Raw genomic sequence first — 23,656 nt, 5'->3', positions numbered from 1 at the left:
AAAAAGCTGCCGACACACAAGGTGACCCAAATTGAAGAATTGCTGCCGCACTGCTGGAAACCTGAATCGAATTAAAAATTGGTATGGGATTCAGCGGACGCTTACATATAGCGATCATTTGGGACTAGTCAAATATGTTAACTTTGGAACAATAAGTGACAGTCCAAACACTGTATAAACAAGGTTTATTCATTTAAGGTAATGAGTCGAGAACTTGCGGTTTCTAAAATACCGTGCGTAAATATTTACAGCAAAAGTCCACACTACAGTATCGTCTTACAACCTAGAACAAGTATTCTTGACTCATATAAACCTTATTTGCTTGAACGCGTAAATGCTTCTTATCCTGAATGGATTCCTGCCGTTGTGCTCTAGCAAGAAATTTTAGAGCTTAGATATCTAGGAAAGGTCAGGATCTTAAGGGAATATCTTGCAACATTAAAACCAGTCACCATACTGAAACCCTAAACTGCTCGACTGTGCTAAAAAATATGGCTTTCGCACCAGCATATGTAAGCCCTACTCTGCACAAACCAAAGATAAAGTTAAACGCTTTAATGGATACCTCAAATCAAGCTTTATTGTGTTATTAAAAGCAAGCTTGAAGACTTCGAGTTTACTGTTAGATGTTGATTGTTACCAATGCCCCTATTGGCCGGTGGCTGCATGAAACCGCCAATCAGCGGATTCATGCCACTACCGGCAACAACATAGTCAACCGATCATGCAATAACTGTATGAATGGCTCAACCAACACCATCTGACGCTGTTATCGAGTTCTCTAACCGCCCGGACGATCAACTACAGCTTAAAACGCTGGCAGGCACTCTGCCGCTATCTGGTTGATGGTAACTTACCAATCAACATGAAAAGCATTGCTTCGTAAGGGACCGAAAATCAGATGTGTCCCTAGGCCTGGGGACGTAAGAACTGGTTGTTTGCTGGCTCGCTGCGCAGTTGTCAGCGAGCGGCGAATATCATGCCCCCTGATTCAGTCAGCAAAGCTGAATGAACTGGATCCCTATGCCTATTTAAGTGATGTGCTGAAAAGGCTGTCAACACATAAAGTGTCCCGACTAGAAGAATTACTACCACACTGCTGGAGATCTGAACCGAATTAAAAAATAGCTATAAGTTTCAGCGGATGCTTACGTAGAAACTTATAATAAACTGATCTAAAAATGGGATCATATACATCATACTTCGTATCTCAAAGTATTGACTTAAATTGTGATTAAGCCATGCCAGAATTAGATCGCCTCCATACCCACGTTGTCACTTGAATTTGAGTAACTACAGGAAATTCTATTTTTAAAGTCTTTATGCAACAAAGCCAGTTAAGAATAATGTTGATTTAAGCTGCTTACTATTTGCTTACTAGAATGCAAAAACAAAAAAACCACTTAGGATTAGTACACCTAAGTGGTTGTTTTATATGGTGGGCCCAGACAGACTTGAACTGTCGACCAACGGATTATGAGTCCGCTGCTCTAACCAACTGAGCTATAGGCCCTGATAAGCTGAATTTGTTATATATCAACAAGTTCAAGCAAGGCAATACTAACGAAGATTTTTTCAAAAAACAAGCATTTTTACTTTCACTTGCACAGTAACACAACAATTACTGAGCATATTTTAAAGGAGGATTATTTTTCCTTAGACTCCACCCCACCCTCCTGTGAACAGATTGTAAGTTTTATAGCTAAAAACCTTTATAGTAAGTGTTTGAAAGATTCAAATGAGAGCTAATATTTCACTCCTATAAATTAAGAAGAGTAAAACTTAAAAAACAGAATGATTAATACACAATTTTAAATATTCAACACCTTTTAAATGAATGATTGTGGACTATAATTTTTTAAAAATGCAAAAATTAAATCCTCATCCACTCACGTTTTTGAAATTCAAATCATGTGAAAAAGATGAAAATCTTATACCTAAAAAGTATTACTTTAATTTTTATTTAGATTGGGAAGAAATATTTTTTAAAATCCAACTATAAAGATTTTTCCAGCTTCGACTGCAAATCACTGCTAAAGACTGCGTTCTTTTTGCTCTTCAATGCGAATTTCGATTAAAGACCATACAACAACCAGCATAAACAAACAAAATGCTAATAGAAAAGTCGAAACATACATCATTCTTTTCAATCCTCATTAAACCTAGGCCACATCGCGCCCTGTGTTTAAAAAATTTTATCTTCGACAAAAGTCTAATAGGTATTTTTTCATCTGAATAGTCACTATTTAGTCTTATTTTATATAACTTGATACATATTAAATCTTTAAGCTTAAGATTTAATATATAAAAGCAATTAATACACATATTTCATCCATCATATAATGCGTATCCATTTGGTTATTTTTAATTCATTAACACTTGACTACATACAAGAACAGGCAGAAATTAGCCAACTTTCATATAGTCAAATATCCCCTACATTCATGTTAAAAAAATTTATCGGTGAATCTGCATTTAAACTTGCAGGATGGAAATATCATGTTGAACCAGATGTACTTGAAGATAAGCAGGTTATTGTTGGATTTGAACATACATCCATGATGGATGCCGTGCTTTCACTGGCACTATTCCAGATTTATGATATAAAAATTCATACCCTGATTAAAAAAGAATTATTTAAAGGTCCCATGAAGCCTTTATTAGAAGCTATTGGGGGAATTTCTGTTGATCGAAAAGCAAATCAGGATATTGTTTCACTTATGGTTGAGCATTTTCAGCAGAATGAAAAATTCAATCTGGTGATTGCACCTGAAGCGACCCGTGCCAAAACGGGTGAATCTAGAAAGCCCATCCGTACAGGTTTTTGGTATATTGCCAAAGCCGCTGGTGTACCTATTGTTTTAATGTATGCCAATTCGCAAACCAAAGAAGGTGGTATTTTAGGCAAGATTTATCCAACAGAAATTAATCACGACCTGGCTTTGTTAAAACAGCTTTACAGAGAAAAAGTTGGACTGGATATTGTGATCCCTGAACCTAAAAACTAGTTGCTATTTGTTTAAAAACTCAAAATCTAGCTCTTTCTAAGAAAAAAGGGCTTATGGTAGAATTTGCATAATCTGATAGGCATAAGGCCAATCTACAAGGAGCATATTTCGCATGGCGGGTCATTCCAAGTGGGCTAATACTAAGCATCGTAAAGCAAAACAAGATGCGAGCCGCGCTAAAGTATTCACAAAATTCATTCGTGAAATTGTTACAGCTGCCCGTTTAGGCGGCGGTGATGTTGCGTCTAACCCACGTTTACGTGCTGTCGTTGAAAAAGCATTAGTCGCAAATATGACACGTGATACCATCAACCGTGCAATCCAGCGCGGTGTTGGCGGTGAAGAAAATGCCGATTTAAAAGAAATCACTTATGAAGGTTATGGTGTAGGAGGTGTTGCAGTTATTATTGAAACAATGACTGATAACTTAAACCGTACTGTGCCTGATGTTCGTCACTGTTTCTCTAAAACTGATGGTAACTTAGGTACTGCTGGCTCAGTTGCTTATATGTTTACTAAACGCGGTGAGATTACTTTTGAAGATGTTTCTTTAGAAGATCAAATCATGGATGTGGCTTTAGAAGCAGGTGCTGAAGATATTGAAGTTGATGAAGATGAAATCTTGGTCATTACCACTCCGGAAAGTTTTGGTACAGTTCAAGATGCTTTAGCCGCTGCCGGTCTTAAATCTGACAATGCTGAAGTTGTGATGAACCCTTCAACTAAAGCCTTAATTTCAGATATCGATCAAGCGAAAAAAATCGTCAAAATGATTGATATGTTTGAAGATCTGGATGATGTTCAAAACGTTTATACCAACGTTGAATTCACAGAAGAAGTGTTAGCTCAATTAGATGATTAATTCTTTTTCCACATAAAAAAACGCACCTGATGGTGCGTTTTTTATGTGCTTTAAAGGCATTTTTATATAAAACTGCTACCTAAACTATAATTTCAAACCCGGTTCAGTAAGCCACTACAATTCAATACCTTGTATTCCTTAATCACAAAACTGGAATGTAATGCAACCACATGCTCAATTTTACCGATGCGTTTTAACAGAATTTCACTATAATTTTCCATATCTTTAGCCACCACTTCGACAATAAAGTCGGCGGATTGCCCGGTCACTAAAAAAGCCTTAATGACTTCAGGAATGCTTTCCAGTTCTTCTAAAAACTTGGCAAAAGTATCCGTATCATGTTTATTTAAAGACACCTGCAAGAGCACATGTAAACTGAAACCCAGCTTGGCATAGTTAATATCACGCTTTAAATGGGTCATGATATTGGCTTCAATCAGATGCTTGATCCGTCGATGAACCGAACTCACTGAGAGGTTAATACGCTCAGAAAGCTCATTCAAATTGACATCTTCATGACTCAATATTTCAAGAATCTGTTTATCAAAACGATCTAGTTCCATTTTGTACTCTTTTCAATAATCGATAGCTACGCAAAATATTACATTAGCTTTGTGATATAGCAATTATTTATTTTTCACAAAATTTTAAGATTATGAAAATATTTTCCATAAGCCTTCCAGCTCATAAAGAAAGATCTTGACGCCTACTTAAAGTACCCTGAGCCACTCAAAAATAAAAAACACTCAATGTTAATTTTAATTATATATTAAAGACTTATATCGAATTTAACACTCATTCAGTCAAGTGTCCTGCTCCGGATCATCACTCATCTTTTATATTTGAATAGAAATAGATTAAAAGGAAGATGTTCGACCAAAACAAAAAAATACAGTCATTTGATTTGCAATAATACGCGCTATAGAGTGCGTATTATTATCGCTGGCTTTTAAACTCCACGCCAATCGACCCGTGCATTCCGTTCAGTGTGATAGATACGCAGCACATATTGTCCCAAGGGTAATGCCATTAAATGTTCTTTATACTGTCGAAATTCTTCAGATAAAGTTTCGCCCTGTTCTTTTTCCCAAGGTGTCCCGGGAATTTCCAGAATAGGTGCAAGCATCGAACAGACCGCAATATCAGCAAGGCCAAGACGTTCACCGACAAAATAACGCCCATGATTCTCTATCAATCTTGCATTTAAATTCTGGATGATGCTATCCATCTGCTGTTTAGATTCGGCCACCTTGTCTGCATTTAGTTGATAGCCTTTGGAAAGTAAGGCTTTGATAAGGGGTTTGGAATATTTTTCAAACTGGCGTAGATATCCCTTTTCACCAATTAAAATATCTAAGGATTCTTCACTTTCCGACAAGGTATGGGCAAGCCCCCAACGGCGCACATGTCTACCCAGTTCGTTAGCAAGCCCATTGATTTCCAAAGCCAAGTGACGTTGTTGTGGATCGGCACGCAATAAAGAGTGTTCCGGATATACCTCATCCAGATATAAAGCTATTTCAGTCGAGTCGGCAATCCAAAGATCTTGATCACGTAAAATAGGCAATTTGTTCTGCCCTGTTTTTAGCTGTGCAAAAGCACGATGTACACCTGGCACCAAATTTTGTGCGACATAATCCAATTCTTTATGATCGAGCAACCAGCGCGCTTTTTCACAAAAATGAGATAAAGGAAACTGGTATAAAATTCGCATAAAAACTCCGCTTTTATTTTTTTAGTTCTGCCAAGTCAAAACCATCTAATTCAGTCGGATACTTTAGTCACCCTATCCCGGAATTACAATGTGCTTTTTATCCAAAATATCATCTTGGTACTATTAGTCATACGCTTTTTATTTTTATACATTTTTTTGTCTTGATTATCTTTAAAGCAGATATAAACCCATAAACTTCAAAAAATAAATGTTTAAAAAAATTCAAATCATGTTGTTTTTTAAACACTTAATATATGCAAAATAAATAAAAATCTTGCAGTTTTTATCTTAAACAGGATTTTTCATAAGCTTTGCAAAAGCAATTGCTTAATTTTGAACTGAATTACTTGTAGCGTTCTGATATCGATTTAAGGTGTCATTATGTTTCGTTTAATTTCTGAAAATGTTCATGTAATTGAAAACGATCTTGAAGCTATTCATGCTGCGTATCATGTCGCAGATTTTGCTTTGGAAGGTCGCAATGAACGTGATCAACAGCGTTTATTGCCTTTTGCTGAAATTGATCTATTCAGCCAGAAAGGCTTAGGTGGTATTCGTATTCCAAAGCAATTTGGTGGTGCTTTCGTTTCCAATAAAACATTGGCACATGTATTCCGCATTCTGAATAAGGCCGATTCCAGTGTAGGACAAATCCCACAAAATCAGATTGCGCTGTTGAATATGATCCAAATGATGGGTACAGAGCAGCAAAAACAGTTTATTTATCAAGAAATTTTACAAGGTAAACGCTTAGCCAATGGTGGGCCGGAACGTAATACCAAAGATACCAAAACCCTGGCAACCACATTAACTTTTGAAAATGGGCGTTATTTTGTCGACGGCGAAAAATTCTATTCAACGGGCAGCAGTTTTGCTCACTGGCTCGCGATTAAAGCTATTCATCCAGAAGGTTATGTAGTACTGACTATCGTCAATGCTCAGGCCAAAGGCGTGAAAGTGATTGATAACTGGAATGGCTTTGGGCAGCGTACCACTTCAAGTGGCACAGTTAGACTTGAGCATGTTGAAGTTGATCCGCTACTGATTTTTGATGAACGCCTGCTTTCCAGTCAGCCCAATTACCGCGGCGCGTATTCACAGTTATTACAGGTTGCCATTGATGTCGGTATTGCTGAAGCGGCCTTTGCTGATACCGTGACGGCGGTGCATAAAGCACGCCCGATTGTCGATGCACAAGTGGAAAAAGCCAGCTTTGAACACTATACCTTGCAGGAAGTCGGCAAGTCTGCGGTGCTATTGGATGCTGCCATTTTGCTGCTTGATGAAGCAGCTGAATATCTGGATGAACTGGATCGGCTTGAATCAGTCACTGATGAACAGGCGGCCAAAGCCTCTATTTTAGTCGCTGAAGCCAAGATTTATGCCAATGATGCTGCACTGCATATCTCGGAAAAATTACTGGAACTTGGCGGTAGCCGTTCCAGTCTGAGTCAGCACAACCTGGACCAGCACTGGCGCAATGCCCGTGTGCATACCCTGCATGATCCGGTGCGCTGGAAATTGCATGCGCTTGGGGATTATTACCTCAATCACACCCTCCCTGCCCGCCACGCCTGGATTTAAGGATATTTGTCATGACTTCATATCAAAACATTATTTCATTTCATCCCGAGCAATTGGCGCATGCACATATTATTCAATCCGATGCAGAAGCGCTGGAAATTGCACGCAATCTAGCGCAACAGTTCAAAGCTGGAGCCATTCAGCGCGATGCCGAGCGCATTCTGCCTTTTGAAGAAATCGAAGCCTATAGCCAGTCTGGGCTCTGGGCCATTACCGTCCCAAAACAGTATGGTGGTGCAGAGGTCTCTAGCTATACCGTAGCGCAAGTGATTGCACTGATGAGTGGTGTAGATGGTTCCATTGGCCAGATTCCGCAAAATCATTTTTATGGCCTGGAGATCCTGCGCAATAGCGGCACCGAACAGCAAAAACAAAAACTCTATAGCGAAGTGCTAAAAGGTGCGCGTTTTGGCAATGCCCTGGCCGAGTTTAAAACCAAAACTGCTGCACAGCGTCAAACCGCGATACGCAAAACTGATCAGGGCTATGTGATTAATGGCGAAAAGTTTTATTGCACCGGCAGTTTATTTGCCCATCGCATTCCAACACTGGTGGTCGATGAACAAGATCAGCAGTTCCTAGCTTTTGTTCCGCGTAATAGCCAAGGTTTGACTTTAATCGATGACTGGAGTGGTTTCGGGCAACGTACCACAGGCAGCGGCACAGTGAAATTCAATAATGTGCAAGTGCTGGCTGAAGATGTAGTGCCATTTGATATTGCCTATTCAGAGCCAACCATCTCCGGCCCGTTTGCGCAATTGCTGCATGCCTCTATTGAAACCGGTATTGCCCGTGCCGCCTTTGAAGAAACTTTAAACCGTGTGCGTCAGGCCCGTCCGTGGATTGATTCTGGCGTAGATCAAGCCACCGATGACCCACTGACAAAGTTCGAACTGGGACGGATTGTCGCCGATGTACGTGCCTCTGAAGTTTTACTGAAACAGGCCGCCCGTTCAATTGATGCCGCCAGACCCGCACCGACCGCAGAAAATATCGCCAAAGCATCATTAGATGTGGCCAAAGTACGTGCACACAGTACCGAAACTGCCTTAAAAGCATCATCCAAACTGATTGAACTGGCCGGTAGCCGTGGTAGCCAACGCGAAGATGGTCTGGACCGCTTCTGGCGCAATGCCCGCGTGCACACGCTGCATGATGCTTCGCGCTGGAAATATTATTTCATAGCCAATCATATTTTAAATGGCGTATTGCCACCGCGCCGAGGGACATTGTAATGACAACAGCATCACAATCTGTACCCAAGAAAATCTTGTTAAATGCTTTTGATATGAACTGTGTCGGCCATATCAATCACGGATTATGGACCCATCCGCGTGATGAGTCGCAGCGTTTTAATGAGCTGAGCTACTGGACAGATTTAGCCCAAACCCTGGAACACGGCCTGTTTGACGGCCTGTTCATTGCCGACATTACCGGGGTGTATGATGTCTATCAAAACAATATTGACCTGACTTTAAAAGAATCAATTCAGTTGCCGAGTCATGACCCCAGTACTCTGGTTTCTGCCATGGCAGCGGTGACCCAGCATCTCGGCTTTGGGGTCACAGTCAATTTAAGTTATGAGTCGCCTTATCAGTTTGCCCGCCGTTTCGCCAGTCTGGACCACCTGACTCAGGGCCGTATTGGCTGGAATATTGTCACTGGGTATCTGGACAGCGCACAGCGATTAATTGGTGAAAAAGGCTTAAAAGACCATGACCTGCGCTATGAGCAAGCCGAAGAGTTTGTACAACTTTGCTATAAATTCTGGGAAGGTTCCTGGGAAGATGAAGCCGTTGTAAAAGACAAGAAAAACCGGATATTTACCGACCCTGCCAAAGTACATCAGGTCAATCATCAGGGACAGTTTTACCAAAGCCAGGGCGTGTTTCAAGTTTCCCCTTCCATTCAGCGCACCCCGGTGTTATTTCAGGCAGGTGCTTCACCGCGTGGAATGGCATTTGCCACCCAACATGCGGAAGGCATGTTTATTGGCGGTGATCAGCCTGCAAAAATCAAAAAGCAGGTCGATCAGATTCGTCAGCAAGCTGCCGATCAAGGACGTCATCCTGAAGATATTAAAATCTTTGTCGGCATTACCGTGGTGACTGCGGAAACTGATGAACTGGCACAGCAAAAGCTGGATGAATATCGCGCTTATGCCAGTCCTGAAGCAGGTTTGGCGCACTTCTCCAGTTCTGTCGGCATTGACCTGTCCAAATTTGACGATGATGAAGCGATCCCTTACCAAAAGACCAACAGCATTGCATCAGTCAACAATAAATTTAAAGAACAGCACATCAGCAAAAATGATTTAAAAGCTCAGCATGTATTAGGTGGTCGTTATCCCCTGATTGTCGGGAGTGGTGCAACTGTGGCTGAAAAACTGATTCAGCTGATCGATGAAACCGGTATTGATGGCTTTAACCTGACCCGCACCGTTGCCCCTGAGTCACACCATGACTTTATCCGTCTGGTGATTCCTGAATTGCAGCAGCGTGGCCGTTATAAAACAGCCTACGAACACGGCAGTTTAAGACACAAACTGTTTAATCAAGGCAACCGACTGTCGACCTCACACCCAGTTCAGCAATTTCGATGTCCAAGCTCCGCCTCAACTTCGAACTCTAACTTAAAGCAAAAACAATCCGCATAAATTTTGAGGTGCAACATGGCACAAACAGCAAAAACCAAACTGACCATTATCGGGGTGATTATTGCCGCAGTCATTATTGGACTGGTGGTCTGGAATCAACAAAAAAAAGCCGCTTCGGATGAACTGGTGATTGGCATTAGCCCTTCATTTGCCAAGCCTTTACAGGTGGCAGCAGTCGAGGCCAAACAGCAAGGCCTGAATGTGAAACTGGTGGAATTTTCCGACTGGAATACGCCCAACATTACCCTGAATCACGGTGATATTGATGCCAATTTCTTCCAGCATCACCCCTTTTTGGATAATGCCAAAAAAGAAACCGACTTTAAAATCAAAGCCTTTGCCAAAGGTGCAGCCACGCATGTGGGTTTGTATTCCAAAAAAATCAAAAGCTTTGATGAGTTAAAAGATGGCGCGAAAGTTGTGGTTCCAAACGACCCTGTAAACCAAGGCCGTGCTCTACTTTTATTGCAACAGGCAAAACTGATCACCCTGAAAGACCCTAAAAACCATCTGTCTAACCTGAAAGACATCGCAAGCAATCCGAAAAACTTGCAGTTTGTTGAAGTCGAAGGTCCACAAACCGCACGTGCAATTGATGAGGTCGACCTGGCTTTTGGTTATCCGCACTACTTGCGTTTAGCCAAAACCGCTGATCCCGAACAGGCACTATTATTTGACTCTAACAAGGACAACCGTTATGCCATCCTGTTTGCCGTGCGTGAGGATTACCAAGATAAAAACGACAAGCTGAAAAAATTTGTCGAGATCTATCAAAACTCGCCAAAAGTGAAACAGGCTTTGGATGCAGATTTCGGTGCCAAACTCTGGTTCCCGGGCTGGAAATAAGGAGAATACGATGGTGAGTTTTGGTTCACAGGTGGACTTCTCTGTTCCCCATATCAAGATCAGAAACCTGAACAAATATTATGAAGTACAGGGTCAATCGGTACATGCCTTGAAAAACATCAACCTGGATATTCCGGAAGGCAAAATTTTTGGCATTATCGGCAAAAGTGGCGCAGGTAAATCTTCATTGCTCCGAACTTTAAATGGTCTGGAACAGATCAGTGAAGGTCATATTCACATTCACCAGCAAGATCTGGCTGAACTAAAACATGCTGAACTGATCCGGTTGCGTCAGCGTATTGGCATGATCTTCCAGCACTTTAATTTAATGTCGGCCAAGACCGTATGGGAAAATGTTGCCCTACCCCTCAAAGTCGCCAACTATAACAAAGATGAGATTGAAGCTCGGGTCAATGAAGTCTTGCAACTGGTCGGTTTGAGTGAAAAAGCACACAACTATCCGTCCCAATTATCGGGCGGACAAAAGCAGCGTGTCGGGATTGCCCGGGCGCTGGTTCACCATCCGGAAATTTTGCTGTGTGACGAAGCTACTTCGGCCTTGGACCCGGAAAGTACTTCTGTGGTGCTGTCCCTGCTCAAGGAAATCAATCAGAAACTCGGCATCACCATTGTGCTGATTACTCATGAAATGCAGGTCATTCGTGAAATTTGCGATCAGGTGGTGGTGATTGAACATGGTGAAATTGTTGAAGCGGGTGAAGTGTGGTCGGTCTTTTCTAATCCACAGCAGCAGATTACTCAGGAATTGCTAAATCTGGAACAGCTGGAATTGCCTTTTTCGCTAACGCCAGAGATTATTGCCGACAGTTCACATAGCATTTTAAAACTGCGTTATGCCTCCAGTGTTCAGCATTCACCAGATTTGAAAGTGATTTTCGAGCAGTTCGATCATCCAGTTCATCTCTATCAAAGTCATATCGATAGCATACAGAACCATCTGGTCGGCAGTTTTATTGTGGCAATCCCCGATCTGCGTATAAATACCACACTACTCCAGCAGAAATTAAAACAGTACATTGCACAGATTGAGGTCATTGGCTATGCACGACCAGCTCATTGATTTATTACTTAGCGGCACTATTGACACTTTGTTGATGGTGGGAGTATCTGCCCTGGTTGCCTTTTTTATTGGCTTGCCCATCGCTGTCATTTTAGTCAGTACTGCCGAACATGGCATCTATCCTTCCAAAAGCGTCAATCACGCTTTAGGCTGGGTAGTTAACATTACCCGTTCAGTACCGTTTTTAATTTTAATGGTAGCACTCATTCCATTGACCCGCTGGATTGTCGGCACCAGTTATGGGGTCTGGGCTGCGGTAGTGCCTTTAACCTTGGCAGCCACACCTTTCTTTGCCCGCATTGCAGAAGTCAGTTTACGCGAGGTCGATCAGGGTCTGATTGAAGCCGCCCAAGCGATTGGCTGTAACCGCAAGCAGATCATCTGGCATGTGCTGCTACCTGAAGCGCTGCCCGGGATTGTGGCAGGCTTTACCGTGACTTTGGTGACCATGATCAACTCATCGGCGATTGCTGGTGCCATTGGCGCAGGTGGTTTAGGCGATATTGCCTACCGATATGGTTATCAGCGTTTTGATATGCAGATTATGCTTGCCGTGATTGTCGTGCTGGTGATTCTGGTCATGCTGGTTCAGGCCACGGGCGATTCCATCTCCAGCCAACTGGATAAACGCAAAATTTAAATCCCTATCCATTTTATGAGTTTTCAACAAAGCATCCAGCCATGACCTGACTTTGTCATGGCTTTCATGTAAAATCAGCGGCAATTTTTAAATAACACGTTGTGAGTCATTTCATGGGTTTTAATTGCGGTATTGTCGGCTTGCCGAACGTTGGTAAATCTACACTTTTCAATGCATTGACTAAAGCTGCTATTGCTGCAGAAAATTTCCCGTTCTGTACCATCGAACCAAACACCGGTATTGTTCCTGTACCTGACCTGCGCATGGACAAACTTGCGGAAATCGTTAAACCACAACGCGTGCTTCCAACCACGATGGAATTTGTGGATATTGCCGGTCTGGTTGCAGGTGCATCTAAAGGTGAAGGTTTGGGTAACCAGTTCCTCGCAAACATCCGTGAAACTGATGCGATTGCACACGTGGTTCGTTGTTTTGAAGATGAAAACGTGATTCATGTAAACGGTAAGATTGATCCTCTGGATGATATTGCAACCATCAATACCGAACTTGCACTGGCTGATCTGGAAACTGTGACCAAAGCCGTAACGCGTTTGGCTAAATCTGCAAAAGGGGGCGACAAAGATGCTGTTGCCACTAAAGCGGTACTAGACAAAATTTTGCCTTTACTGGATGAAGGTAAACCTGCCCGTGCAGCCAATCTGGATGATGATGAACGCAAACTGGTACGTGGTTTCGGTTTAATGACTTTAAAACCAACCATGTATATTGCCAACGTGGCTGAAGATGGTTTTGAAAACAACCCTCATCTGGAAGCGGTTAAAAAATTGGCCGCTGAAGAAAATGCCATTGTGGTTCCGCTGTGCAACCAGATTGAAGCTGAAATTTCATTGCTTGAAGATGAAGACCGCGCTGAATTTTTAGAAGCAATGGGCATGGAAGAACCAGGCCTGAACATCGTGATTCGTGCCGGTTACAGCCTGCTTGGCTTACAGACTTACTTTACTGCGGGTGTGCAGGAAGTTCGTGCCTGGACCGTCAAAGTCGGTGCTACTGCGCCTCAAGCAGCGGGTGTGATTCATACTGACTTCGAAAAAGGCTTTATCCGCGCTGAATGTATTGCTTATGATGACTTCGTGCAATACAACGGCGAAGCTGGCGCGAAAGAAGCCGGTAAATGGCGTTTGGAAGGTAAGACTTATGTGGTTCAGGACGGTGACGTGCTGCACTTCCGTTTTAACGTTTAAACCATTCTGACGTTTCAAAACAGTTTAAAGCCAGCATGATGCTGGCTTTTTTATTTAGAGCTGTTTTCAGTTCAGATTCACGGTCTTGGCATCCATTACAGCGCGTTGCTTACGAGCTTCTGCCAGCATACGTTGCTCCAGCTCTTTCCGAAACCCGAACATAAACACCATTTCAGCCAAGACAAATAAAGGGCCGATCGCCAGACCAATCACATCATCCATAAAAGCCGGTTTTTTCTTTTCATAAAAATGGCCCACAAACTGGAATACCCATCCCACCACAAAAATGCCAATACTCAAGCTTAACCAGACCGTCGTATCCAGCTGCGCAATCCTGTAAGCAGATGGATAAGCAAGCGCATAGATGAGCAACATGATCAGGCCAAAGATACGGTCCAGACTGAGATAATACACTATACTTGCCAGTAGTAATCCTAAAGCCAAAGTCAGCTCGACACCTGAAATGACCACACCGGCATGTGCAGTCAGACACATGATTGAAAATACAATCAATGGAATACCCACAAAATGGGTATAAATATTTTTCTGGTCCAGATGATAGGCGGCATACTGGCTCAGTAATTGTTCTAATTTGGTCATGACCGTCTTCCTTGTTAGACTTATATTTTCATTTCACTATATAAAAAAATACCAGGACAAGTTGTCAGCTAGCCGACAACTCAGATTAAAAAGGAATAAAAATGCTCGAACCCATTTATATTAAACATTTAGAGCAGAATATCTGGTTTGCACAATTGCCTGCGGTATTTAAGGATTTTATTGTGAACTGTGCTGTGCAGCAGCGTTTTGACAAGGAACAAAGCATCTTCCGTTCAGGAGATATATTTAATGGGATCTATGCCGTTTTAGAAGGTGCGGTTCGCCTAGGTTATATTGACATTCATGGCAAGGAATCGGTGGCTGCCATTGTTGAACCGGTTATGTGGTTTGGCGAAATCTCGCTGGTGGATGCCCAGCCCCGTTCGCACGATGCGATTGCAACGCAAAAAAGCCTGCTCCTGCATATACCGAGTACCGCACTACAATCCCTGCTGCAACAACATCCAGTTTTTTGGTATCACATTGCGCAACTGACCAGTCAAAAATTGCGCTTTGCTTTTTTAGAACTGATTTCCATTCAAACGCAAAGCATCAGCCAGCGTTTGGCACAACGCCTGATGTTTATTTTAAATGGCTATGGCAATCATTTAAGTATTGAAAACAATGTCATTCATTTATCCCAGGAACAACTGGCACAAATGCTGACCTGCTCCCGACAAACCATCAATCAGGAACTACAAGCGTTGGAACAGCAAAATATTTTGTGCGTATCTTTTAAGAAAATTGAAATTTTGGATGTAGCGGAACTGCATCGCATCGCGCATGCCTTTCCCAATACTTAAATCGGAAGATGAATGAAATTTTAAACTATGAAAATAATTCAGAGATGTATACCGTTGCAGCATAAGCCATTTTATGGCCAAGCATGACAGGTGAATAACTTGCCTGATGATGGATTTATTTTACACATCGTGCTTATGAACGTAATTGGCACACATTGACATCATCAAAACCATTGGTGCATGGCGCAACTTCATATTCATTGTCCGATGATGACTGGATGGCTTGTAGCGGCTCTGCAGCTGTGGCAACACTACTCAAAGCACTTATAACGACAGCTATACTTATAGATAAAAACACTTTATTTAACATCATTATTACTCCTGATCGTTACTAAAGTTAAATACATTTAGAATTAAATTGAATTTTTCATCATAAAAACACAAATTATTATACATAATTTATCATTTTAAGATAATTCTATATATTTATCAGATTATCGTTTTATTCTCTTACTCATTCTTTAAAACTATAACAAAAAGAAAATACCATGACATTTAAGGCATAAAAAAACGAGGCCTTTGCCCCGTTTTTATTTTTTAAACTCCGACCTTTTTCGGATCGGTATTGCCCAGCTGCGGATGCTCAATCGCATCCTTACATTGCTGTTTATCACGTTCGTAATCGGCCTGTTTCTGGGCCACTGAGCTAGATTGATCCATCGTCTCACGCGCCCAGATTTCCAGACTGGTCAGGGCTTTACGGCAGAGCGCATATTTACCTTCAGTCACGGAATCAGTCATTTTGACATTAATGCGCCAATCCGTGCTGAGCTTGCGTGCAGGTTTACGGACCTGTTCTTCCAATACATCCAGTTTTTTGGCATAGACCAAACCATCCACCTGATTAATGAATTTCCAGGCTTCGTTGGCATAAGTGGTGGCATCATTGGTCAGCTTGGGTGCCGGCTTAATTTCAGGTTTTTCAGTATTCTTACTGTCATTTCCACAAGCCTGTAGCAAAACACTACTGCATAATAAAGAAACAATCAGCATTCCACGCGTCTTCAACATCCTCATATCAGGCTCGCTTAGATAAACAATTCGGCACTATGCTAGTGAATTCGAGTACAATACTCAATCATCATTTGACCTGTTGTTCAACTCTCCCGCAAAGGTGTGTCGTGTCTGAGCACAAAATCCCTCCAGTTCAAGCTGCCGGCTTTTGGCAAGGTGCTAAAGACAGCCAAGCCATTATTTTTACTTATCTTCCTGTTTCATTTGCTTTTGGTGTTTCGGCCAGCCAGTTCGGTTTTAGCTCTTGGGAAGCACTATTTCTATCCTGCTCCATGTATGCCGGTGCCAGCCAGTTTCTGGTCGTGGCTTTACTGGGTAGTGGTACATCTATATGGATGACTGCCCTCACCGTGATTGCGTTAGATATTCGTCATGTACTTTACGGTCCGGCCTTGCAAAACCTGATTCAGGACAAGCTGAATTTAAAGAAAACTGCCGTCTGGGCTTGGGGCCTGACCGATGAAGTGTTTGCCTCGGGCATGATTAAACTGTCACAACGCCGTCAGGAATGGTCAGAGTCCTGGATGCTGGGCTTGAGCCTGTTTAGCTGGATGTCCTGGGCTTTAGGTTCTTTCCTGGGTGGATTGTTTGCCGACCAGGTCAGTGCCTTACCGCAGTTTTTACAAGCCGCGCTGGATTTCTTGCTGCCAGCCTTATTCCTCAGCTTCCTGCTCGCTGCCTTTGAAAAGAAACATACCTTTATTGTCACGGTCTGTTTAATTGTTTCCGCGATTGCCTGCTATTTCATTAATTTGTCAGCAGCCATTTTTATTGGCATCTTATCCGGTATTTTGGCTGGCCTATTTAAACACTATGTTTTAAAACAGCATGATGATGCATTGGGAGAAGCCCATGAATCTTGAAATTATTCTGGTCGGGATCATTGTCGGCATTGCCAATTTTGCTTCGCGTTTTGGTCCTTTTTATGTCATTCAAAAACATCAGCAAAATTCTCAAAAGCGTGGCTCAGTCTGGATCAGAATAGCTTTAGGCAGTATTGGCATTGCCGCGATCAGTTCCATGCTGGTGGTGGCAACTCTCCCCCCCTTGATGGAAAGCCCCAATAAAAGCTTCGCCATGCTTGTAGGTTTCCTGACCTTAACCGGGCTCTATTTTAAGTTTAAGAAGATTGTCCCGGCGACTTTAACCGCCGCCTTGACCTATGGTTTGATTTACACTTATCTGCCCGTTTCCTTCTAAGTGTTTTAAAAGTCTCCTCTTTTTAAAGGGGCGACTTAGCGGGAGTTAAAATTAAGGCTAGAGATCACTTTATAAATAAAATTGTTGGACAATATCATTATTTTATGTGAATCCGGGCTTAATTCACCAATCAGTTCTGCTATGCTAAAAGTCCATAAAATCAAGCATGGATGATTTACATGAGCGTGACTATTGGTACTCCCCTTCAAGCTTCTGCCTTTAAAGTTTTGTTATTAGGTTCAGGAGAGCTTGGTAAAGAAGTGGTGATTTCTCTGCAACGTTTAGGTGTAGAAGTTCATGCAGCAGACCGTTATGACCATGCTCCTGCCATGCAAGTTGCACATTATGCTTATACCTTGAATATGGCAGATGCCGAAGAACTCAAACAACTGATTGAAAAAATCAAACCCAATCTGATTGTGCCCGAAATTGAAGCCATCGCAACTCAGGTTCTGGTTGAAATCGAACAACAAAATATTGCCACCGTGATTCCTTCAGCAAAAGCCGTCAACCTGACCATGAACCGCGAAGGCATTCGCCGTCTGGCAGCAGAAGAACTGGGCTTGCCGAGCTCAGCTTACCGTTTTGCCGACTCGATTGAATCATTCCGTGCAGCCTGTGATGACATTGGCTATCCCAACTTTGTTAAACCGGTAATGTCTTCTTCCGGCAAGGGACAATCACGAGTTAAGAACTTTGATGAAGTCGATGAGGCCTGGGAATATGCGCAAACCGGTGGCCGGGTCAATCAGGGTAAAGTGATTGTGGAATCACAAATCGATTTTGACTTTGAAATTACCTTGCTCACAGTTCGTGCCAAAAATGCTGAAACAGGTGAAATCGAAACCCAATACTGCGACGCGATTGGACACCGTCAGGACTCTGGCGATTATGTCGAAAGCTGGCAACCTCAGGCCATGACTCCAGTGGCTTTAGAAGAAGCTAAGCGCATTGCACATAAAGTCACGGCTGCTTTAGGCGGCTGCGGTATTTTCGGCGTGGAACTGTTTGTCAAAGGCGATAAAGTATGGTTTAGTGAAGTATCTCCACGTCCGCATGACACAGGGCTTGTTACCCTTGCATCGCAATTCCAGAGCGAATTTGAATTACATGCACGTGCCATTTTAGGTCTGCCGGTAAATACATCTCGTCATAGTGTTGCAGCCAGTGCCGTCATTTATGCAGGCGTTGATGATCGCAATTTGTCTTTTTCTGGCTTAAATCTTGCTTTAGCCAACCCAAACACCGATTTACGCCTTTTTGGTAAACCCGAAGGTTTTAAACGTCGTCGTATGGGGGTCGCAACTGCACGTGCTGAAACAACAGATCAGGCACGTAAACTTGCACTAGAGACTGCGTCTCAAGTCAGTGTTCAACAAAACTAAACTTGTAACCTTATTAACGGACCACTGTTCATGATCAATACTTCTCCACTGCTGAATTACGTTAAAAGTAACCATGACATTCAGGCGATCAATCAATGGCGCACCGATGTTGAAAATCAGCTTCAGGAAAGTTTTGAAAATGGACAGTCAATCCGGGAAATTATCCTGGCCCGCTCCCATTTGATTGATGAAGCCCTGGAGTTTCTCTGGAGACATGCTGAACTTGACCAGACCGATCTGGGCCTGTTTGCCGTGGGTGGTTATGGCCGTCGGGAAATGCTGCCTTATTCCGATGTCGATATCATGATTTTATCGGAAAATGATATTACTGCCGAGCAGGAAAAACTGATTTCTACTTTTATCTCCTCGCTTTGGGATGTCGGTAATTTCAAACCCGGTATTAGTGTACGCACCATTTACGAATGTGTGGAACAGGCCACCAATGATTTGACCGTCGCGACTGCGCTGATTGAATCGCGTTTAATTAGTGGTAACCGGCATTTGGCCAAATGGCCACGCCGTATTGTTTCGCAAACCTGGACCGATAAAACCTTTTTTGATGCCAAAATGGATGAGCAGGCAAAGCGCTATGCTCAGCACAACAATACCGAAAGCAATCTGGAACCGGACATTAAAAATGCGCCGGGAGGCATCCGCGATATCAACCAGATTGGCTGGATTGCCAAACGTCACTTCCGGGTCAACCGTATTTATGACCTAGTGCATTTAGGCTTTATTTCAGAGTTCGAACTGGGTGTGCTAGAAGAAGCTGAAAGCTTTTTATGGGAAATCCGTCATCATCTGCACCGCCTCACCAAACGCGATGAAAACCGCTTATTGTTCGATTATCAGCGTGATATTGCGGCCCTGTTTGGCTATACACGTGAAGAAGATAAATCGCCGAATTATCCGATTGAACAATTCATGAAGCGTTATTATCGTAGCGCACAGCAGGTATCCACCTTAAATGAAATGCTGCTGGCTTACTTTAATGAATCTGTGATTACCCCACGTTTGCCCAACTACGAACGTAAAATTGAAGAAATTAACGAAAATTTCAAACTGGTCGATGGCAAACTAGCGGTACAGCATCATAAAATTTTCTCGGAACGTCCCAGTGCAATCCTGGAAATCTTCTATTTATTGGCAAATCGCCCTGAAATTGAAGGCATCCGTGCCCGCACTTTACGTCTGCTCACCCTTGCAGCCAAACGCATTAATCAAGATTATCGCGATAATCCCGAACACCAAGCCCTGTTTATGGCGATCATCCGTTCACCGCATCGCCTGTATGATACGCTGGTGGCGATGAAACGTTATGGCGTGCTCGGCAATTATATTCCGGCCTTTGGGCAAATTATGGGGCTGATGCAATATGACCTGTTCCACATCTATACCGTAGATGCCCATACCCTGTTATTGCTGCGTAATTTAAACCGCTTTAAAGAACCTGAATTTGCCAAAGATTTCCCGGTGGTCAGTTCAGTGTTCCAACGTCTTCGCCGTCGCGACATTGTTTATCTGGCGGCCTTGTTCCATGACATTGCCAAAGGCCGTGGCGGTGACCATAGTGAACTGGGTGCAGAAGATGCGATTGCATTCTGCCGGAAACATGGCTTTACCGAACGTGAATGCAATCTGGTGGCCTGGCTGATTCAAAGTCATTTACTGATGTCGATGACTGCACAGAAAAAAGATATTTCCGATCCGGATGTAGTTCAAGATTTTGCTGAAAAACTCGGTGATATGGAGCATCTGGATTATCTGTATACCTTAACTGTTGCAGATATTAACGCGACCAATCCCAAACTCTGGAATACCTGGCGTGCTTCCTTAATGCGTCAGCTTTATACCCATGCACGGGATGTGATTCGTACCGGTCTTGGACATCCGGTGGATTATCAAATGCTGATTGAAGACACCAAATTTGCTGCCAGTGAATTATTGGTCAATGACTTCTCTCTGGCCAATGTCGAAAAAGTCTGGCAAGAACTGGGCGATGAATATTTTATTAAAGAATCAGCCGATGAAATTGCCTGGCATACCCGTGCCATATTGCAGCATGGCAACAACACCGAACCTCTGGTCTTGATGCGTGCCCATCGCCAGTCGGCACAAGATGCGGTACAGATCTTTATTTACACTCAGGATCAACCGAATCTATTTGCCACCACCGTTGCCATTTTGGACCGGATGAATCTGGACGTTCAGGATGCACGGATTATCACCGCATCAACGGCCTTTAGTCTGGACACCTATGTGGTGTTAGATCGTTTTGGTACCTTGCTGACCGACCCTGAGCGTGAACAGACGGTTATTGATGCTTTGGTCAAGGCGTTAAGCGAGTCAGATAAATACCCGGGCTTAATGCAACGTCGTATTCCACGCCAATTACGCCATTTTGATATTGAAAATACCGTGGATATCACCCTGAATGCCGCTTTACAGCAAAACATGGTTGAAATTGCAACGCTCGACCATCCGGGTTTACTTGCTAAAGTAGGTGGTTTATTTATGATGCAGGGTTTAGATATTCATTCTGCTAGAATTGCTACCTTGGGTGAGCGTGCAGAAGATATTTTCTTTGTCACCAAAAAAGATGGTAAGCCAATGACTGATTCAGAAGCTGAAATTTTTGCTGCCCAATTGAAGTCAGCTCTGGATGAAGCCTCAAGTCTAGTCTCTGGTCACCACTAACTTAAATTTACGCGGTATCGATTTCATGAACTCAAGTTTGTCATTATTGCATCCTTATCCTTTTGAAAAGTTAAATAAGCTTTTTCAGGAGATCCAAACTGCAGATTTACCCCTTATTGCCTTATCAATTGGTGAGCCAAAGCATCCGGCACCCGAGTTTGTAAAACAGGCCATTATTGACAACTTCCAGCATTTATCGACTTACCCGAACAGCAAAGGCTTACCTGAATTACGTCAAAGCATTGCCAACTGGCTCACACGTCGCTTCAAGCTCAATAGCATCAGTGCAGAGAGCAATGTATTGCCAGTTTCTGGAACTCGTGAAGCCATTTTTTCTTTTGTTCAGGCTTTAGTGAACCGTGAAGATACCCCTTATGTGGTGATGCCAAATCCTTTCTATCAAATTTATGAAGGTGCAACCTTGCTTGCGGGTGCCAAACCTTACTTCATTAATTGCACAGAAGAAAATAACTATCTGGGTGATTTTGATGCGGTTCCTGCAGAAGTGTGGGAAAAAACTGCATTGCTATTTGTCTGTACCCCAGGCAACCCGACTGGTGCAGTATTGTCAAAAGAGCAATTTAAAAAACTGATCGCACTTTCAGACCAGTACAATTTTGTCATTGCCTCAGATGAATGCTATTCAGAACTCTGGTTTGATGAGGCACCAGTAGGCTTGCTTGAAGTCTGTGCTGAAATCGGCCGTGATGATTACAAAAACTGTGTGGTGTTCCACTCCCTGTCTAAGCGTTCAAACCTGCCGGGTATGCGTTCCGGCTTTGTTGCCGGTGATGCCACTTTACTGAAACCATATTTACAATACCGTACCTATCATGGTGCTGCCATGCCGGTTCAGCACCAGCTGGCGTCAATCGCGGCATGGGATGATGAAGTGCATGTAGAAGAAAACCGTAAGTTGTACCGTGCCAAATTTGAATTATTCCAAAATGAACTGGGGCATTTACTGCCACTGAAAAAACCGGATGCAGGTTTCTATTACTGGTTAAAAGTAGACAATGATGAAACTTTTGCCAAAATGTTGATGGAAAAAGCCCATATTAAAGTCCTGCCTGGCCGTTATCTGTCACGTGATACTGAGCAAGGCAATCCAGGTGAAAATCATGTTCGTATGGCATTGGTCGCCGATATCGCACAATGTGAACAAGCCATTCAGCGTCTTAAAGCCATTCTTTAATGAATTAAAGGGACAATAAGATCAAGCATCATCCACTGTTTCACCAGTGGATGATTGGCTTATAGCGTATGGATTAAATGACCTGTTGATTGCATTTGTGAAAATGAAATAGATTTCTAAGTCTGTAAAATAAAATAGGGCGATTCATGAATCGCCCTATTTTATTTATTTTCTATTATTCCAGCTTACTGCGCTAAAGCTGCTTCAATTTCACTTTCCAGCTCTTCAGGTTTAGTGGTGGGTGCGAAACGATTGAGCACCTTGCCATCTTTGCCAATCAAGAATTTGGTAAAATTCCATTTAATGCCATTGCCTAAAATTCCTTTACTGTTATTGGTCAAATAGCGAAATAAAATGTGCGCTTCAGGCCCTTTTACATCCACTTTGGCAAACATCGGGAAACTCACGCCGTAATTTTTTTGGCAGAATGCACCAATCTGTTCATTGGAACCCGGATCTTGCCCACCAAACTGATTACAGGGAAATCCCAATACCTCAAACCCCTGATCTTTGTATTTTGCATACAACTTTTCAAGACCAGCAAACTGGGGAGTAAAACCGCATTTACTTGCGGTATTTACAATTAATAAAACTTTACCTTGATAATCGGTAAATGATTTATTTTTTCCATCTAACAACTCAGCCTCAAACTGATAAATGTTGGTCATGGATAGGTTTCCTCGTCACTTTTTTCTTGTGTTTTTAATTCTAAAGAAGCTGAATTTACGCAATAGCGCAATCCTGTAGGTTGTGGACCATCTTCAAAAACATGGCCTAAATGTGCGCCACAATGATGGCAAACAATTTCAGTTCTGACCATACCATGCGTCGAATCCTGATGTTCTTCAATGACCGAACTATTTACAGGGCGATAAAAACTTGGCCAGCCACTACCACTGTCATATTTAGTTTCGGAAGAGAATAATTCTGTCCCACAGCAACGGCAAAGATAAATCCCTGCCTGCTTGGTATTCCAGTATTTACCGGTAAATGCTGGCTCCGTCCCCTTTTGTCGCGTAATGCGAAACTCTTCTGGTGATAACTCTCTTTGCCATTCTCTTTCTGTTTTATTGAGTTTTCCCATGATGACGTCCCTTTATATCGTGCTATTTAAAATAGGATAATCGTATATTTACGTCATTCAATCTTAAATTTCTAGTCTTTAT

General features: G+C 42.6%; 22 protein-coding genes, 1 tRNA gene and 2 pseudogenes. 17 read left to right on the top strand and 8 right to left on the bottom strand.

Translation table 11 applies throughout. From position 1 onward, the window contains the following. Positions 1 to 155: 155 nt before the first annotated feature. Positions 156 to 701: pseudogene (locus ACE01T_RS10840) on the top strand (IS21 family transposase); the annotation flags it as partial. After that, a pseudogene (locus ACE01T_RS10835) lies at positions 686 to 1,121 on the top strand (IS66 family transposase); the annotation flags it as partial. The pseudogenes ACE01T_RS10840 and ACE01T_RS10835, both read left to right, overlap by 16 nt. Positions 1,122 to 1,436: 315 nt before the next feature. Here ACE01T_RS10835 and ACE01T_RS10830 read toward each other — a convergent pair. Beyond that, positions 1,437 to 1,513: transfer RNA gene (locus tag ACE01T_RS10830), tRNA-Ile, on the bottom strand. Positions 1,514 to 2,444: 931 nt separating this feature from the next. Between ACE01T_RS10830 and ACE01T_RS10825 the strand changes: the two genes are divergently transcribed. Next, positions 2,445 to 3,008: a 1-acyl-sn-glycerol-3-phosphate acyltransferase gene (locus tag ACE01T_RS10825; RefSeq protein ID WP_086195139.1), complete on the top strand. Its 564-nt coding sequence runs from the start codon at positions 2,445 to 2,447 to the stop codon at positions 3,006 to 3,008. A gap of 112 nt (positions 3,009 to 3,120) precedes the next feature. After that, complete coding sequence (locus tag ACE01T_RS10820) at positions 3,121 to 3,870, top strand: YebC/PmpR family DNA-binding transcriptional regulator (protein WP_086195054.1); 750 nt, start codon at positions 3,121 to 3,123, stop codon at positions 3,868 to 3,870. A 92-nt stretch (positions 3,871 to 3,962) separates the two neighbouring features. On the opposite strand, the gene ACE01T_RS10815 is transcribed toward ACE01T_RS10820, so the two are convergent. Both ACE01T_RS10815 and ACE01T_RS10810 read right to left on the bottom strand, forming a co-directional pair. Further along, complete coding sequence (locus ACE01T_RS10815) at positions 3,963 to 4,433, bottom strand: Lrp/AsnC family transcriptional regulator (RefSeq protein ID WP_086195053.1); 471 nt, start codon at positions 4,431 to 4,433, stop codon at positions 3,963 to 3,965. Between the two features lie 386 nt (positions 4,434 to 4,819). Continuing rightward, on the bottom strand, positions 4,820 to 5,584 hold the full coding sequence (locus ACE01T_RS10810) for a glutathione S-transferase family protein (RefSeq protein ID WP_180082419.1): 765 nt from the start codon (positions 5,582 to 5,584) through the stop codon (positions 4,820 to 4,822). A 381-nt stretch (positions 5,585 to 5,965) separates the two neighbouring features. On the opposite strand from ACE01T_RS10810, the gene ACE01T_RS10805 reads away from it, so the two are divergent. The 7 genes from ACE01T_RS10805 (at position 5,966) to ychF (ending at position 13,596) form a co-directional block, all read left to right on the top strand. Then, entirely contained in the window at positions 5,966 to 7,168 is a 1,203-nt protein-coding gene (locus ACE01T_RS10805) for an SfnB family sulfur acquisition oxidoreductase (RefSeq protein ID WP_180081035.1), read from the top strand. A gap of 11 nt (positions 7,169 to 7,179) precedes the next feature. Next, on the top strand, positions 7,180 to 8,403 hold the full coding sequence (locus ACE01T_RS10800; protein ID WP_180043501.1) for an SfnB family sulfur acquisition oxidoreductase: 1,224 nt from the start codon (positions 7,180 to 7,182) through the stop codon (positions 8,401 to 8,403). Next, positions 8,403 to 9,824 (top strand): LLM class flavin-dependent oxidoreductase, encoded by a 1,422-nt coding sequence (locus ACE01T_RS10795; protein WP_180043503.1) that lies wholly within the window; start codon positions 8,403 to 8,405, stop codon positions 9,822 to 9,824. The genes ACE01T_RS10800 and ACE01T_RS10795 overlap by 1 nt, the downstream gene beginning before the upstream one ends. A gap of 15 nt (positions 9,825 to 9,839) precedes the next feature. Continuing rightward, a complete protein-coding gene (locus tag ACE01T_RS10790; protein ID WP_180081037.1) occupies positions 9,840 to 10,670 on the top strand; it encodes a MetQ/NlpA family ABC transporter substrate-binding protein in 831 nt (276 codons plus the stop codon). A 10-nt stretch (positions 10,671 to 10,680) separates the two neighbouring features. Beyond that, entirely contained in the window at positions 10,681 to 11,751 is a 1,071-nt protein-coding gene (locus ACE01T_RS10785) for a methionine ABC transporter ATP-binding protein (protein ID WP_395519255.1), read from the top strand. Then, positions 11,732 to 12,391 carry a methionine ABC transporter permease gene (locus ACE01T_RS10780; RefSeq protein WP_180081041.1) on the top strand — a complete coding sequence of 220 codons (660 nt, stop codon included), beginning with the start codon at positions 11,732 to 11,734 and terminating at the stop codon, positions 12,389 to 12,391. The genes ACE01T_RS10785 and ACE01T_RS10780 overlap by 20 nt, the downstream gene beginning before the upstream one ends. A gap of 113 nt (positions 12,392 to 12,504) precedes the next feature. Continuing rightward, a complete protein-coding gene (gene ychF, locus ACE01T_RS10775) occupies positions 12,505 to 13,596 on the top strand; it encodes a redox-regulated ATPase YchF (protein ID WP_086195044.1) in 1,092 nt (363 codons plus the stop codon). A 66-nt stretch (positions 13,597 to 13,662) separates the two neighbouring features. Here ychF and ACE01T_RS10770 read toward each other — a convergent pair whose 3' ends face one another. Beyond that, positions 13,663 to 14,196 carry an Mpo1 family 2-hydroxy fatty acid dioxygenase gene (locus tag ACE01T_RS10770; protein ID WP_180043511.1) on the bottom strand — a complete coding sequence of 178 codons (534 nt, stop codon included), beginning with the start codon at positions 14,194 to 14,196 and terminating at the stop codon, positions 13,663 to 13,665. 101 nt (positions 14,197 to 14,297) lie between these two features. On the opposite strand from ACE01T_RS10770, the gene ACE01T_RS10765 reads away from it, so the two are divergent. Continuing rightward, positions 14,298 to 14,999, top strand: a complete 702-nt coding sequence (locus ACE01T_RS10765) for a Crp/Fnr family transcriptional regulator (RefSeq protein ID WP_180043513.1) — start codon at positions 14,298 to 14,300, stop codon at positions 14,997 to 14,999. 133 nt (positions 15,000 to 15,132) lie between these two features. Here the strand turns inward: ACE01T_RS10765 and ACE01T_RS10760 are convergent, their stop codons facing one another. Beyond that, a complete protein-coding gene (locus ACE01T_RS10760; RefSeq protein ID WP_180043495.1) occupies positions 15,133 to 15,312 on the bottom strand; it encodes a hypothetical protein in 180 nt (59 codons plus the stop codon). 224 nt (positions 15,313 to 15,536) lie between these two features. Continuing rightward, positions 15,537 to 16,016, bottom strand: coding sequence for a hypothetical protein (locus ACE01T_RS10755; protein ID WP_180043515.1), 480 nt, complete (start codon positions 16,014 to 16,016; stop codon positions 15,537 to 15,539). A gap of 104 nt (positions 16,017 to 16,120) precedes the next feature. Between ACE01T_RS10755 and ACE01T_RS10750 the strand changes: the two genes are divergently transcribed. The 5 genes from ACE01T_RS10750 to dapC all read left to right on the top strand — a co-directional run bounded on the left by ACE01T_RS10750 (position 16,121) and on the right by dapC (position 22,490). Next, positions 16,121 to 16,876, top strand: a complete 756-nt coding sequence (locus tag ACE01T_RS10750) for an AzlC family ABC transporter permease (RefSeq protein ID WP_086195040.1) — start codon at positions 16,121 to 16,123, stop codon at positions 16,874 to 16,876. Beyond that, positions 16,866 to 17,213, top strand: a complete 348-nt coding sequence (gene ygaH / locus ACE01T_RS10745) for an L-valine transporter subunit YgaH (RefSeq protein WP_180043517.1) — start codon at positions 16,866 to 16,868, stop codon at positions 17,211 to 17,213. Before ACE01T_RS10750 ends, ygaH begins: the two co-directional genes overlap by 11 nt. A gap of 170 nt (positions 17,214 to 17,383) precedes the next feature. Beyond that, complete coding sequence (purT, locus tag ACE01T_RS10740) at positions 17,384 to 18,598, top strand: formate-dependent phosphoribosylglycinamide formyltransferase (RefSeq protein ID WP_180043519.1); 1,215 nt, start codon at positions 17,384 to 17,386, stop codon at positions 18,596 to 18,598. A 30-nt stretch (positions 18,599 to 18,628) separates the two neighbouring features. Next, a complete protein-coding gene (glnD, locus tag ACE01T_RS10735) occupies positions 18,629 to 21,295 on the top strand; it encodes a [protein-PII] uridylyltransferase (RefSeq protein ID WP_180043521.1) in 2,667 nt (888 codons plus the stop codon). A gap of 25 nt (positions 21,296 to 21,320) precedes the next feature. Further along, positions 21,321 to 22,490, top strand: a complete 1,170-nt coding sequence (dapC, locus tag ACE01T_RS10730) for a succinyldiaminopimelate transaminase (protein ID WP_395519254.1) — start codon at positions 21,321 to 21,323, stop codon at positions 22,488 to 22,490. Positions 22,491 to 22,675: 185 nt separating this feature from the next. On the opposite strand, the gene ACE01T_RS10725 is transcribed toward dapC, so the two are convergent. Then, entirely contained in the window at positions 22,676 to 23,158 is a 483-nt protein-coding gene (locus ACE01T_RS10725; RefSeq protein ID WP_180081043.1) for a glutathione peroxidase, read from the bottom strand. After that, a complete protein-coding gene (msrB, locus tag ACE01T_RS10720; RefSeq protein ID WP_395519253.1) occupies positions 23,155 to 23,574 on the bottom strand; it encodes a peptide-methionine (R)-S-oxide reductase MsrB in 420 nt (139 codons plus the stop codon). The genes ACE01T_RS10725 and msrB overlap by 4 nt, the downstream gene beginning before the upstream one ends. Positions 23,575 to 23,656: the final 82 nt, after the last annotated feature.

Source organism: Acinetobacter uliginosus (genome assembly GCF_044130295.1).
GTDB lineage: Bacteria > Pseudomonadota > Gammaproteobacteria > Pseudomonadales > Moraxellaceae > Acinetobacter.
Note: the sequence above shows the minus strand (reverse complement) of the source record. Positions and strands in the feature narration are given on the sequence as shown.